At 43.1% G+C, this 13,746-nt stretch carries 12 protein-coding genes; 7 read left to right on the top strand and 5 right to left on the bottom strand.

All coding sequences use genetic code 11. From position 1 onward, the window contains the following. Positions 1–39: 39 nt before the first annotated feature. Positions 40–357, bottom strand: a complete 318-nt coding sequence (locus tag ACP69X_RS03080) for a hypothetical protein (protein WP_041087791.1) — start codon at positions 355–357, stop codon at positions 40–42. A 508-nt stretch (positions 358–865) separates the two neighbouring features. Next, the gene (locus tag ACP69X_RS03075) at positions 866–1,837 is read right to left on the bottom strand and encodes a S66 family peptidase (RefSeq protein ID WP_426052410.1); all 972 of its coding nucleotides are present in this window, start codon (positions 1,835–1,837) and stop codon (positions 866–868) included. A gap of 137 nt (positions 1,838–1,974) precedes the next feature. Here ACP69X_RS03075 and cls (ACP69X_RS03070) point away from each other — a divergent pair, with 137 nt between their 5' ends. The 4 genes from cls (ACP69X_RS03070) (at position 1,975) to ACP69X_RS03055 (ending at position 6,794) form a co-directional block, all read left to right on the top strand. After that, positions 1,975–3,492, top strand: a complete 1,518-nt coding sequence (gene cls, locus ACP69X_RS03070) for a cardiolipin synthase (RefSeq protein ID WP_370333265.1) — start codon at positions 1,975–1,977, stop codon at positions 3,490–3,492. Between the two features lie 105 nt (positions 3,493–3,597). Continuing rightward, entirely contained in the window at positions 3,598–5,313 is a 1,716-nt protein-coding gene (locus ACP69X_RS03065; protein WP_047202612.1) for an ABC transporter ATP-binding protein, read from the top strand. 152 nt (positions 5,314–5,465) lie between these two features. Next, the gene (locus ACP69X_RS03060) at positions 5,466–5,708 is read left to right on the top strand and encodes a hypothetical protein (RefSeq protein WP_039182177.1); all 243 of its coding nucleotides are present in this window, start codon (positions 5,466–5,468) and stop codon (positions 5,706–5,708) included. Positions 5,709–5,795: 87 nt separating this feature from the next. Continuing rightward, positions 5,796–6,794 carry a S66 family peptidase gene (locus ACP69X_RS03055; protein WP_426052409.1) on the top strand — a complete coding sequence of 333 codons (999 nt, stop codon included), beginning with the start codon at positions 5,796–5,798 and terminating at the stop codon, positions 6,792–6,794. Between the two features lie 26 nt (positions 6,795–6,820). On the opposite strand, the gene ACP69X_RS03050 is transcribed toward ACP69X_RS03055, so the two are convergent. The 3 genes from ACP69X_RS03050 to cls (ACP69X_RS03040) form a co-directional block, all read right to left on the bottom strand. Further along, positions 6,821–7,075 (bottom strand): hypothetical protein, encoded by a 255-nt coding sequence (locus ACP69X_RS03050; protein ID WP_039182170.1) that lies wholly within the window; start codon positions 7,073–7,075, stop codon positions 6,821–6,823. A 73-nt stretch (positions 7,076–7,148) separates the two neighbouring features. After that, complete coding sequence (gene uvsE / locus ACP69X_RS03045) at positions 7,149–8,111, bottom strand: UV DNA damage repair endonuclease UvsE (RefSeq protein ID WP_426052408.1); 963 nt, start codon at positions 8,109–8,111, stop codon at positions 7,149–7,151. A gap of 12 nt (positions 8,112–8,123) precedes the next feature. Continuing rightward, positions 8,124–9,320, bottom strand: coding sequence for a cardiolipin synthase (cls, locus tag ACP69X_RS03040; RefSeq protein ID WP_041087801.1), 1,197 nt, complete (start codon positions 9,318–9,320; stop codon positions 8,124–8,126). Positions 9,321–9,463: 143 nt separating this feature from the next. Here cls (ACP69X_RS03040) and ACP69X_RS03035 point away from each other — a divergent pair, with 143 nt between their 5' ends. From ACP69X_RS03035 to ACP69X_RS03025, 3 genes are all read left to right on the top strand, one after another. Then, positions 9,464–11,575, top strand: coding sequence for a (Fe-S)-binding protein (locus ACP69X_RS03035; protein ID WP_426052407.1), 2,112 nt, complete (start codon positions 9,464–9,466; stop codon positions 11,573–11,575). Between the two features lie 103 nt (positions 11,576–11,678). Beyond that, on the top strand, positions 11,679–12,872 hold the full coding sequence (locus ACP69X_RS03030; RefSeq protein WP_426052406.1) for an acetyl-CoA C-acetyltransferase: 1,194 nt from the start codon (positions 11,679–11,681) through the stop codon (positions 12,870–12,872). After that, on the top strand, positions 12,872–13,735 hold the full coding sequence (locus ACP69X_RS03025) for a 3-hydroxybutyryl-CoA dehydrogenase (protein ID WP_075612071.1): 864 nt from the start codon (positions 12,872–12,874) through the stop codon (positions 13,733–13,735). Before ACP69X_RS03030 ends, ACP69X_RS03025 begins: the two co-directional genes overlap by 1 nt. Positions 13,736–13,746 lie beyond the last annotated feature (11 nt).

Raw genomic sequence — 13,746 nt, 5'->3', positions numbered from 1 at the left:
AACACGCAGAAACCCACTCGGAACAGGAGTGGGTTTTTGTCATTCAACGTTTATATCATTTTTATTTCTCTGGAAAATCTCAATTTCATAATTCTCTAATGCTTGTTTAGGAAGTTTCTTTTCTAATACAGACTGCAAACCTGCTATATCTTTTGAAGTATTGATGCCGATGGAAATTGTGGGATCTGTCTTAACGATTTGATAATGTAACAAGCCATGCTCTTTCCATAACGAGTCTAATACTTGTGTCACCTTTTGATCTAATTCTTCTTCAGAAAGAGTGAGACGATTTGGAGTGGAACTTAATCCAAGAATACAAAGAGTAATAAAAAACAAACCAATCAAACGTTTTTTCATTATATCTCCTTAAATAGTTAATATATTCCTTTAATAGATTATAGCATCCAATTAGGTTTGTTTAAATAACTTAACAGAAACATGCTCATAGAAGGCAGTGTTCTAGATTTATTTAATGGAACAACATGTCATTCACTCAAAATATGTCAAAACCCGCTATCCTCAAGAGACAGCGGGTTTTGAAAATTATCCAAGCGTATTAATAATGTTAGAAATAGAATCAAATAATTGGCTAAGTACATCAGAGAACATAGAGTGCAGCCTCCCTTCGTTAAGCATGTAGTATGTGTGCGTCAAATGGAATTATCCAAGTGTGTTAATAATGTTAGAGATAGAATCGAATAATTGGCTAAGTACATCAGAAAACATATTTTTGCCTCCTCTCTTTTCTTTTTACATCTACTTAACGAAGGGAATGAAGGGTTGGATCACTTTTTCTAAAAAAATTTAAAAAAAGATGATGGCATAGAAAAAAGCACCGCCTATTCGGGTGCTTTTTTGCCTTTAGTTATGAATGAATGCGTAGCTTTATGTCTCCATTTGTACACGCTAGCTGAACGTTTCCGCCAATCGGGAAGGTGAAGACGGGCTGTGTATGTCCGATATCGACATCGTAAATCACTGGGATGTGTTTGAGCATTGGGTGCTTATCTAGAATGAACCTCAAATGTTCCTCTGTCATCTTGGATTTCTTCTGAAAGCGCCCGATGATCAATCCTTTGATTGATTGTGCATGCTGCAAGAGGGAGGTAAGGTCTCTGGCGAACATTTCAGGGAACACCAGCTCATCATCCTCGACAAATAAGATCGCATCCTTTACATTCGGCATAAACGATGTCCCTTGCAGTAAGTTCAGTGTACAAAGATTTCCGCCATACAAGGTGCCTTCAGCTGTTCCTTCCTGATAAATCCCCCATGTTGTCGGATGAAACTGTCTGTTCGCTTGATCGAGATACCACGCATCATCACTCCATTTTGTCGATGGAATTACATCAAACGGTTCGCCGCCGTTCATCAAGCAAGCTTGAAGCATGGCAGTCTGCTCCTCCTGCCCCTGCTCCATTTGAAAGCTGGAGAAATGGGGGCCTGAGTATGTCACCATTTCACATTTGGCTGTTATGGCGCTTGCAAGTGCAGTGATGTCACTATAGCCGCAGAGGACTTTAGGATGCTGACGGATCAAGTCGTAATCAATATAAGGCAAAAGTTCATTGCAGTTGAAGCCTCCGATGGCTGTCAAAATACCATCGACATCATTATCTCTGAACGCCTCATGCAGATCAGACAAGCGGTGTTCAATAGACGATGAGGAATGAAGGTCACATTCAAACACGTGCTGTCCTAAAGAGACAGTGAAGCCTAAAGCCTCTAAACGTTTTTTCGCTTGAGCAATTCCTTCTTCTGATAAAATGCTGGCACTTCGGCTTGGGGCAATAACACGTATATGGCTCCCTTTTTTAAGAGGTGAGGGGGTATGCATAAACAGATCTTCCTTTCCATCACATATTTCTCTATTATATCGGATCAAATAGCGCAAGTCTGTAAAGGCTAGGAGAAAGGAATGGGTCGTGCGTTTCATACAAGCTGTGCAAAGGGTATGGAAGAGAAAAAGACAGAATGAGGGCGGAGAATGTGAAAAAAAGAAGACTGGAATTTTTATTTTTATATTTTATGATATTCGGGGCATATGTGGTGTATTGGTGGACTGTGCCGGCGTGGAGCGTTCAGCTGTACGCAGCGATTTATATCGCCATTATTTTATTTAGTATCGTCTCACTCATGCTGGAGAACCGTACATCACAGCACACGTTGTTATGGATATATGTGCTGGTTTTTTTCCCGATCATCGGCTATATGTTCTATCTGTTCTCAGGACAGCTCTATGTAAAAGGTCATTTATTCAAATCAAAGAGAATGTATAACCGAGAAAAATTAAGAAGAATATCTGAGCTTGAGAGCAAGCCGGATGAATCACGTTTAACTGATAATCAGCGTGGTTTTTTTCAATACACAGAAAAAGCTACAGGCATGCATGTGAATACAAATAGTGATATGGACATTTTAAAAAATGGAGAGGAGACGTTTCCCCGAATTTTTGAAGAGTTAAAAAAGGCAAAATCATTCATTCATATTGAATATTACATGTTTAAATCTGATTTCCTCGGCCACCGGATGATGGAGATTTTGATTGAAAAAGTGAAAGAAGGGGTAGAGGTCCGCTTCATATATGATGCGGCGGGCAGCATTCGTTTCTCACGAAAAGATATTAAACGCTTGAAGCAGGCAGGGGTTAAGGTCGCTCCTTTTCTACCTTTAAAATATGGATTCTTTAATCAAAAATTCAATTTCCGAAATCACCGAAAAATCGTCATTATTGATGGAAAGACAGGGTTTGTTGGAGGATTAAATGTTGGCAAGGAATACGTAGGACGGGATGAAAAGATCGGCTTTTGGCGTGATACGCATGCCATGTTAAAGGGTGAGGCTGTTCAGACCCTTCACTCCGTTTTTATGCTCGACTGGGAATACGTATCAGATGAAGTATTAATTGATGATCCGAAGTATCATACGCCGCATCCTGTCACCGGAGAGGATGTCATTCAGGTTGTACCAACTGGACCTGATATGAAAGAAAGTATGAGTGATTTATATGATGCCCTCATATCTAATGCGAAACAATTTGTCTGGATTGCCACACCTTACTTTGTACCAAACGAATCAATTCGCACTGCGCTCAAAATCGCTGCCACAAGAGGGGTGGATGTGCGGGTGATGGTACCTGAGATCAATGACGGATTTCTCACGCAATATGCCACACGATCCTATTTTTCTGAGCTTCTAAAAGAGGGCATCAAGGTGTATCACTATCAAAAAGGGTTCATGCATCAAAAGGTGATGATAGCAGATGGAGAACTCGCCTCTGTCGGCACCGCAAATGTTGATATGAGAAGCTTTCAGCTCAATTTTGAGGTCAATGTCTTTACAGCTGCGAAAAAGCCAATTGAGCAATTGATGGCCCACTATGAGGAAGATATGAAGGAATGTGAGCAAATGGGTCCTGTTCATTTTTATAAAAGAGGCTTAAAAGAGCGGTTGAAGGAATCATTTGCTCGATTGTTTTCTGGCGTATTATGAGGATTTCCAGTCAAAGAAATCATTTCCTGATCTAGTATTTTGCAGAGGATTCCTCTATAATTGAAAATGATTATCAATTATAGAGGAAATGAGGTCCTTTTACATATGCTAAAACGCTTTTTCGCCTATTACAGGCCCTATCGCGGTCTGTTCTTTTTAGATTTCTTTTGCGCTGTCGCAGTTGGATTAATGGAACTTGGTTTCCCGCTGATCGTGAACTACTTCATTGATACGTTATTACCAACAGGGAACTGGACAGTCATTGCCTGGACCGCACTTGCTCTGTTTATCATTTATGCCCTCAGCTCAGTGATGCAATTTATTGTGTCGTACTGGGGACACATGCTTGGCATCAATATTGAAACAGATATGAGGAAGAAGCTGTTTGATCATTTTCAGCGTCTCTCATTTAAGTTTTTTGATAACAACAAAACGGGTAAGCTTATGTCTCGGATGACAAATGACCTCATGTACATTGGTGAGGTGGCTCATCACGGACCTGAGGATTTGTTTATTGCGATTATGACGATTCTTGGCGCCTTTGCTGTCATGCTAATGATTAACTGGCAGCTTGCCATTTTAACCTTCTTGATCATGCCCGTCATCATTTGGCTTGCCCTTCATTTTAATAAAAAGATGACACAGGCGATTACACAGCTGAACAATGACATTGGAGACTTTCATGCAAGGGTTGAAAACAATATCGGCGGTATTCGTCTTGTTCAAGCCTTTGCCAACGAACATTTCGAGAAAAAGCGTTTTGCTGAAAACAACAACCGCTTTCGGAAAGCGAAGCTTCTTTCATATAAAATCATGTCGGTTAACGGCTCAATCAGTTACATTCTGACACGTCTTGTGACACTGTTTGTCCTTCTGGCAGGGACATGGTTTGTTCTGCAGGGTCAATTAACGGCAGGTGGATTTATCGCGTTTGTTCTGATTACAAACGTCTTATTCAGACCGATTGATAAGATTAACACAGTGATTGAAATGTATCCAAAAGGCATTGCTGGCTTTAAAAGCTATGTCGACTTACTTGAAACAGAGCCAGATGTGAAGGATACAGAGGGAGCTCGTGATGTATTCGGGCTGAAAGGTGAAATTGAATATCGAAACGTGACATTTGGCTACGATGAGCACAGTCATGTGTTAAAGGATATCGATTTGAAGATCAAACAAGGAGAAACCGTTGCGTTTGTCGGGCCCTCAGGAGCCGGAAAATCGACGATCTGCAGTTTGCTGCCGCGTTTTTATGATGTGGATGAAGGGGAAATTACGATTGATGGCGTGAGTACAAAATCGATGACCCTCTCTTCTTTAAGACAGCAGATCGGCATTGTGCAGCAGGATGTCTTTTTATTCTCAGGCACCATTCGAGAAAACATCGCATACGGCAACCTAGAAGCCAGCGATGCAGAGATTTGGGAGGCTGTACGTCGTGCGCATTTAGAGGAACTCGTTCAGCGTTTCCCAGAAGGATTAAATACTGTTATAGGCGAGCGCGGCGTCAAATTGTCAGGCGGTCAAAAGCAGCGCCTGTCGATTGCACGGATGTTCCTAAAAAATCCTTCAATTCTAATTTTAGATGAAGCTACATCAGCACTTGATACAGAAACAGAAAAAGCTATACAGGATGCACTAAGCGAACTGGCTGTCGGCAGGACGACACTCGTTATTGCCCACCGCCTGGCAACAATTAAACACGCCGACCGTATCATCGTCGTAACAGAGGAAGGCATCCAAGAACAAGGCCGCCATCAAGAACTCATCCAAATGGGCGGGGTGTACAGCAGACTGCATGAAGCGCAGTTTGGTCATTGATAGTAAGGCGTAAATGAGTTCAGCTATTGAGCTGGACTCATTTTTTTACATGTGATCATAAAAAAGTGGTTCGTCCTGCAATTATTTAAATCACCATTTAAATGGAATTCTGATATAATTTAAGGAAATTAGATCCAAAAGGAGAGGGTTGTTTGAGCGAAACAGCAAAAACATTCATGCTGAAAAGCATTCACTACGTGACTCTTGTTGGTTTATTTATATTGATCATTCCAGCTGGAATCAACCCAGTATTTTTTTATATCGGGATTATTTTATTTGGCATTCACCTTTTTGTAAACGTTATAGACAGTTCTTTAAGCAAAGTCAAAATATCGATAGCATTGATTATTAGTTTTACGCTCATATTACTTGGCCTTTTTAAAATATTTTTTTGAAAAGATTTTCATTCGTTCAGTAGCTCTTTTGATAAAGGGCTTTTTTTGTTAGGATAGAAAAAATGCGTGTAGGAAGGATCTGATGGAATGAAGGGGCTTCGGCGATTACAAAAGGGCGATAAGATCGGTATTTTTTCACCTTCAAGTCCTGCATCAGCGACCTCGCCTCTTAGGTATCAGCGGGCGAAGAAGTGGCTTGAGCAAAAGGGATTTATTGTGATCCCTGGATCATTAACAGGGAAAGAGGATCACTACCGTTCCGGTACAATTCAAGAACGAGCTGATGAGCTGAATGAGCTGATGGCTAAAGAGGACTTGGCGTGCATCATGTCAATGATTGGCGGGACGAATTCAAATAGCTTGCTGCCTTATCTTGATTTTGAGCTGCTGAATCAACATCCAAAAATCATGATCGGTTATTCAGATGCGACAGCGATTCTACTAGCGGCGTACGAAAAAACGGGCCTGCCTGTTTTCTACGGGCCTGCGCTTGTTCCTTCTTTTGGCGAGTTTGAACCGTTTGTCGATTATACATATCAGTCATTTGAGGACATCTTGATGTTTCCTCAAAGCATTCCTTATCAGATTGAAAAACCGCCTTTTTGGACAGATGAACGAATCAATTGGGAAGAAAAGACGCATGACAAAAAGCAGCGTCCGAATGATTGGCTGTGCGTCATAGAGGGACAGGCAGAAGGCAGATTGATCGGAGGGAACCTGAATGCGATGTACGGCATTTGGGGAAGTGAGTTCATGCCAGCCATCCAAAACGGAGACATCCTCCTCATTGAAGATTGCATGAAAACCGCTTCTGTTGTAGAAAAGAATTTCTCTTTATTGAAAGTAAATGGAGTGTTTGAACGGGTGTCAGGGATTCTTTTAGGAAAACATGAGCTGTTTGATGATGAAGGGACGGGCAAAGAGCCTTACGAGATTTTGCTTGAGGTGCTCGGAGAGACGAAGAGACCACTCATCGCTGATTTTGACTGTGCCCATACGCACCCAATGCTTACGATGCCAATTGGGGCACAAGTGAAAATGGATGCAGCTTCTAAACAAGTTTGGCTGACAGAAGAGTGGATATAAAAAAGAGCGGCCCGAGGCTGCTCTTTTTATGAAACCTTTTCTTTCTCAAACGGCTGTAGAAGGTCTTGCGCTTTTTTCCCCTCTACGACAATTAAATAATCAGATTCTAAATGAGTGAGTCTGAAGGTTTCAAGCTCTACGATGTTCTTAATGCTGCACATTGTTTTTTTAGAATACACATATATACGATGCTGAGCCTGCTGGCACTTTTCATAAAGAGAAATAAGCTTATGTAAATTCAACGCTTTTGCAGCGATTCGGATTGAATAGATTTGAGACATCTTCATATCCTCCTGTTAATTACTTTCTCACAATAGCTTTGTTACCCCCATTTGCACAAAGGTAAACCTTTCTCTATGATTTCCACTCAATGGTTCCTCCGCCCGTCCGCCGATTGCCCCTTATCGCAGACAGCTCTTCGACTAGACGGAGCAGAGCCTGATCCTTTAATTTTGCTTCAATCATAAAATCTACATCACGGCCATACGGTTTTAATGCTTGAAAAAGCGGTAAGACAAAGGCCATTTCTACACCATCTGCATGACTGCGTATGGCTTTTTCTGATTTAGGTGAAGACAAGTGGATTTTGGGCGGAATGCCAGTCTTTGTCCAAGTGTCGAACATTCTTGGAAGGATGTCATCGAGTGCGGCATCGTCATCTTTATTTGCCACGTGATGATGGTAATCAAAAACAAATGGAATGTCATGCTTTTCACATACATCAAGCGTTTCGAGCGACGTATATGTTTTGTCATCGTTCTCAAGTGTCATTCTTGCTTTGATATGAGCCGGAAGCTGTTTGATATTTTCATCAAAGCGTTGAAGAGCCGATTCTTTATCGCCGTACGCCCCGCCTACATGAATATTCACGTAACCTTCCTTTTCGAGCTTCATTGCCTCAAGCATCTGATAATGGTACGTCATATCGATGACGGCATTTTCTGTAATTGAAGGTTTTGGGCTGGTAAACAAGGTGAATTGATTGGGGTGAAAGCTTACCCGTAAGTTGTGCCGTTTCACCAACTTGCCAATCTCAAGAAATTCTTTGTGAAAAGGTGTCACGAAGTCCCAGCGCACCTCGGGATGGGTCGCGAGTGGGACGATCGAGCTTGAAAAACGGTACAGCGGGATATCATGAGCAATGGCGAAATAAAGCGTTCTTAATGTATTCACGAGATTGGCTTTCGTTGTTCGCAATAAAGCCTCTTTTCTTTCTTCCTTAGAGAGCTTGCTGTATCTAGCAAAGGTCAGCGACTTGGCAGGAGAAGCTTCCCACAAGGTGACAGCATTGGATACATAACCAAATCGATAACGCATAGGTCATCTCCTTTATAAAAAATACGAGAACATGGCGGCAACCCACTCAAGCGGCCGTGTGAAAAGGGTACGCTTTGACAATGTTTCTTCTGTCAGGATCTCAGATACTTCCATATGCTCCCGAATCTTTTCCTCTACGTGTGCAGTAAAGTCGGGATCATCAATAGCTACATCTACTTCTTCGTTTAAAAACAAGCTTCGTTTATCAAAATTCGCGGTACTGATCATACAGCGGCTGTGATCAATCAATATGGCTTTCGAATGATAAAACCCTTTATAAAAACGATAAACAAGACATCCAGAGGCAATGAGATCCTTCAAATAATGAAAACCAGCCTCTTTGACAAGTGGATGATCCGCTTTCATTGGAATGATAATTTCAACTGTGACGCCCCGCTTTCGTGCATCAAGCAGCGCCTTCAGAAGAGGGGCTGATGGAATAAAATAAGGCGTACAGATGATGATCTGTTTCTTTGCTTGCTCAATATCTTGGAGAAATAAAGCTTCTAAAGAAAAACCGGCAGTCGCGCGTGTTGTGCATTGTAATGTTCCCGGTTCCAATGCAGGGAAAACCTCATATTGCAGCTGATGAATGCCAGACGACCGGTACAAATCATTCAGAAACACATGCTGGAGATCTGCGACAACCTGTCCAGTCATCCGCAAATGATAATCCTTCCAAATGCCAAAGCGGCCTTTTTTCCCAACATATTCATCGCCTATATTAAATCCGCCAATATAGCCAATCTTCCCATCAATCACCGTAATTTTACGGTGATTTCTCATATTTAACCGGTAAATCAAAAAAGGAAAACGAGGCTTATTTAAAAAGTAAAATTGAATGCCGCTTCTTTCTAGCATGTCAATCGACTTTTGATCAAACGGATAGGAGCCTAATCGGTCGGTCAGCAAAAAGACGGAAACGCCTTGCTCCGCTTTGGCTTTCAATGCTTGGAACACCCTTTGACCAATCTTGTCGTTCTTTACAATAAAGAACATCATATGAATAGAAGAAGAGGCCTGCTGTATATCCGTAAGCAGCTGATCGAAAAATGGTTCGCCATCATGATAAAAGGTGGCATCGCCGCTTGTTTGGTCAAAAGACCGTTCAAATGCGTGCGTAGAAAAATATTTCTTTCCCATATAAAGGTCTAACATGACGAGCAAAACGATGGCAATGAGTACGAGTAGGATGATCAATGCGATCATGAAACTTCCTCCTTTTTTGCATATTTCAATAGTGTACCCAAACGCGTAAAAAATATTGACTGAATACTCATTCATTATTTATGATAGAGGTACAACATGGAAACGGAACAAAGTGGGTTTTGGGGAATGAAAGGGGGAGCAAGATGAATAGCCTTTTAATCATCAACTTGATCGCATTTGCGGCGGTGACCGCTTACGCTGTGTATTTGTTTGTTTATCTCATTCGAACACGAGCGGCGTATATTCGTCTTGGTAAAAAAGAAGAGTTTCAACAAGACATGAAGAAACGCTTAGAGCGTGTTTGGGTCAATGTATTTGGGCAAAAGAAGCTGTTAAAGGACAAGAAGAGCGGCATCATTCACGTGCTGTTTTTCTACGGATTTATCCTTGTGCAGTTCGGAGCCCTTGATTTTATTTTGAAGGGGCTTATTCCAGACAGCGGGCTTCCTTTAGGTCCGGTGTACGGTGTCTTTACGTTTTTCCAAGAGGTGGTCACACTTCTCATTTTAGTGGCCGTTGTATGGGCTTTTCATAGAAGATACGTGGAGAAGCTTGTGCGTTTAAAACGAGGCTTCAAATCGGGTCTAGTGCTTTTATTTATTGGCGGCTTAATGCTGACAGTTTTACTAGGGAACGGCATGAACATCATCTGGCATGGGCACTCTCTATCACCAACTGAGCCAATCGCTTCTGGTATTGCTTTCTTGCTGGACGGAATTTCACCTCTTGCGGCTACGATTGTTTTTTATGCCGCATGGTGGGTGCATCTTCTTATTTTGCTGACATTCTTAGTATATGTTCCTCAGTCAAAGCACGCTCATCTGATTGCAGGGCCTGTGAACGTATTTGTCAGCAGATTAGACCCGCCAGGCAAGCTGCAAAAAATCGATTTTGAAGATGAGACACAAGAGACCTTCGGTGTGGGAAAAATTGAAGACTTCCGTCAGTCTCAGCTGATCGATCTATATGCCTGTGTGGAATGCGGGCGCTGCACGAATATGTGCCCGGCAACAGGGACAGGGAAGATGCTGTCTCCAATGGATTTGATTTTAAGGTTAAGAGATCATTTAACCAATAAAGGGGCCGCCATTACATCGAAAACACCTTGGGTACCGCAGCTTGCCTTCAAGCAGACAACAGGAAATCAGCTGGCACTGCAGGCGAGAGGAGCAGGTGCGGAAGAGTCGGCTGCCAGCTCTATATATCATCCTTCTCTTATTGGAGAGGTCATTACAGAAGAAGAAATCTGGGCATGTACGACGTGCCGAAACTGTGAAGATCAATGCCCTGTCATGAATGAACACGTTGATAAGATTATTGATATGCGCAGATATCTTGTGCTGACCGAAGGGAAAATGGACGCAGATGCTCAGCGTGCCATGACAAGCATTGAGCGCCAAGGAAACCCGTGGGGATTGAACCGGAAAGAAAGAGAAAATTGGCGTGAACTGAGAGAAGATGTGCATGTGCCGACAGTGAAAGAGCTGAAAAAAGCAGAGCAAACCTTTGATTATTTATTCTGGGTTGGTTCAATGGGGGCATATGACAATCGAAGCCAAAAGATTGCACTGGCCTTTGCAAAACTCCTCAATGAAGCAGGGGTATCCTTTGCGATCCTAGGCAATAAAGAGAAAAACTCAGGCGATACTCCGAGAAGACTCGGAAACGAATTTTTATTCCAAGAGCTTGCTGCAAAAAACATTGAAGAATTTCAGAAAAACGGCGTCACAAAGATCGTCACGATTGATCCACACGCCTACAACTTATTTAAAAATGAATATCCAGACTTTGGACTTGAGGCAGAAGTGTACCATCATACAGAATTACTGGCAGAGTTAGTGAAAGAAGGGAAAATAACGCCTGTACATGAAGTGAACGAGGTGATTACTTTCCACGACTCATGCTACTTAGGCAGATATAACGAAGTGTACGACCCGCCAAGAGACATTTTAAAAGCCATTCCAGGTGTGACGCTGAAAGAAATGGAACGCAACCGTGAAACTGGTATGTGCTGCGGAGCAGGCGGGGGCTTAATGTGGATGGAAGAAGAGACGGGTACCCGGATTAACACTGCACGAACGGAGCAGGCGCTACAGGTCCAGCCGTCCATCATCAGCTCAGGGTGTCCTTATTGCTTAACGATGCTGGGAGATGGGACGAAGGCGAAGGAAGTAGAGGAGCAGGTAGGCACATTTGATGTCGCCGAACTTCTTGAAAAATCAGTGTTTGGTGAGCCTGGAAAGCAGGTGTCGTAAACATGACAGGCCGATGAATAGAATGTTCATCGGCTTATCCATGGCGCTGTTACATCAGCTGCCTAGATGATATGTAAGCGGTAACAATTAGGGAGGGACATACATGAGTACGACGGTCATTGTATCTGGAGCAAGAACACCATTTGGAAAACTAGGCGGTGCTCTCAGTGGTTTGACTGCCGCAGAGCTAGGCGGTATAGCGATCAAGGCTGCACTGGAAAGAGTTTCGGGTTCTCATGAAATAGATGAGGTCATTATGGGAAGTGTTTTACAAGCAGGGCAAGGGCAGATTCCTTCAAGGCAAGCAGCAAGATATGCTGATCTTCCTTGGTCTGTTCCAACACAAACCATCAATAAAGTCTGTGCATCGGGCATGCGCAGTGTGAGCACGGCAGATCAAATCATTCGAGCCGGTGATGCTGAGGTCATCGCGGCGGGCGGTATGGAATCCATGTCTCACGCTCCTTATCTGCTAAAAAAAGCGCGATGGGGCTACAAAATGGGAGACGGTGCAGTACAAGATGCGATGATTTTAGATGGCTTAACCTGTTCGTTTACAGGCGTTCATATGGGTGAGTATGGAAGTATGGCTGCAAAGGAGCTGGGCATCACGCGGGAAGAGCAGGATCTGTGGGCACTCAGAAGTCATGAACGGGCCATCGAAGCGCAAAAAAGTGGCTTTTTTCAACATGAAATCACCCCCGTCACTGTCAAAACAAAAACGGGAAAACGGCTGATCACAGAAGATGAATCTCCGCGGCGTGATACCTCATATGAACGGCTGTCAAAGCTCATGCCTGTTTTTGACCAGAAGGGTACCATCACCGCTGGAAATGCACCAGGTGTCAATGATGGTGCAGGTACGCTTCTTTTAATGAAAGACACGTATGCTGCACGGCATGGCGTAAAGCCAATGGCAGTCATTCTCGGTCATACTCAGGTTGCTGTAGAGGCGAAGGATTTCCCGAAAACACCAGCCCTTGCCATCGAGAAGCTTTTAAAGAAAACAGGAAAGCGCCTAGAGGATATCGATTTGTTTGAAATCAATGAGGCCTTTTCAGCTGTGGCTCTGGCATGTGAAAAAATGACCGGGATCGACCGGCGGAAAATAAATATCAACGGAGGGGCTGTCGCACTCGGACATCCGATTGGGGCAAGCGGAACACGTATCGTATTGACATTGATTCATGCATTAAGACAAAGAGGCGGTGGCATTGGCATTGCGGCAATTTGCAGTGGAGGCGGTCAAGGAGATGCGATCATGATAAAGGTAGATGAAAAGGGAGGCGTTTTTTGATGAGTATAGAAGAGACCGTTATGGTCGTTGGAGCCGGTCAAATGGGATCAGGCATTGCCCAAGTGTTTGCACAGTCAGGCTATACAGTCCTGCTCCATGATGCATCAGAAAAGCAGATTCATCGAGCCATTTCCTCCATGACCAAACAACTGACGAAGCGGGCAGAAAAAGGAAAATTGGCACATCAGGCAGTTCGAGATATCACGCAGCGGCTTGCCGTATCCACAGATTTAAAAGACGTCCAGCAGGCTCATTTAGTGATTGAAGCTGCTTCTGAACAAATGAGTGTCAAAAAACAAATCTTTGAAACACTTGATCAATTTGCAGAGGCGGAGGCCATATTTGCGACAAATACGTCTTCCTTGTCGATCACAGAATTAGCAGCTGTGACGAGCAGACCGGAGAAAGTGATTGGCATGCATTTTATGAATCCGGTTCCTGTCATGAAACTGGTTGAAGTCATTCGAGCGCTGCAAACGAGTGATGACACATATCAATTTGTTTATGAAACAGCGAATACATTAAACAAAACCCCAATTGAAGTGGAAGACTTCCCAGGGTTCGTCTCAAATCGCATATTGATGCCAATGATCAATGAAGCCATCTACACCCTATATGAAGGTGTGGCAGATGCAGAAAGCATTGATGGCGTGATGACACTTGGGATGAATCACCCAATGGGGCCGCTTCGTCTAGCTGATTTCATCGGACTGGATACATGTTTATTTATTATGAATACCCTTCACGAGGGACTTGGAGACAGCAAATATCGACCTTGTCCTCTTTTGAAAAAATACGTGAATGCAGGCTGGCTTGGCAAAAAGACAAAGAGAGGTTTTTACACATACCACGACCACTCATAGGGGGAGTCAAG

It is taken from the genome of Bacillus sp. DC4300-2b2, from assembly GCF_049895685.1.
GTDB classification, from domain to species: domain Bacteria; phylum Bacillota; class Bacilli; order Bacillales; family Bacillaceae; genus Bacillus; species Bacillus safensis.
The sequence above is the reverse complement of the archived record's forward strand: the minus strand, read 5'-3'. Positions and strand labels throughout refer to the sequence as shown.

Bases quoted from the DNA above. Each gene is read 5' to 3' on its own strand.
- ACP69X_RS03080 (WP_041087791.1), bottom strand. From the start codon at position 357: ATGAAAAAACGTTTGATTGGTTTGTTTTTTATTACTCTTTGTATTCTT.
- ACP69X_RS03035 (WP_426052407.1), top strand. From the start codon at position 9,464: ATGAATAGCCTTTTAATCATCAACTTGATCGCATTTGCGGCGGTGACC.
- ACP69X_RS03055 (WP_426052409.1), top strand. From the start codon at position 5,796: ATGAAGGGGCTTCGGCGATTACAAAAGGGCGATAAGATCGGTATTTTT.
- ACP69X_RS03025 (WP_075612071.1), top strand. From the start codon at position 12,872: ATGAGTATAGAAGAGACCGTTATGGTCGTTGGAGCCGGTCAAATGGGA.
- cls (WP_041087801.1), bottom strand. From the start codon at position 9,320: ATGATCGCATTGATCATCCTACTCGTACTCATTGCCATCGTTTTGCTC.
- ACP69X_RS03065 (WP_047202612.1), top strand. From the start codon at position 3,598: ATGCTAAAACGCTTTTTCGCCTATTACAGGCCCTATCGCGGTCTGTTC.
- ACP69X_RS03050 (WP_039182170.1), bottom strand. From the start codon at position 7,075: ATGTCTCAAATCTATTCAATCCGAATCGCTGCAAAAGCGTTGAATTTA.
- uvsE (WP_426052408.1), bottom strand. From the start codon at position 8,111: ATGCGTTATCGATTTGGTTATGTATCCAATGCTGTCACCTTGTGGGAA.
- cls (WP_370333265.1), top strand. From the start codon at position 1,975: ATGAGGGCGGAGAATGTGAAAAAAAGAAGACTGGAATTTTTATTTTTA.
- ACP69X_RS03030 (WP_426052406.1), top strand. From the start codon at position 11,679: ATGAGTACGACGGTCATTGTATCTGGAGCAAGAACACCATTTGGAAAA.
- ACP69X_RS03075 (WP_426052410.1), bottom strand. From the start codon at position 1,837: ATGCATACCCCCTCACCTCTTAAAAAAGGGAGCCATATACGTGTTATT.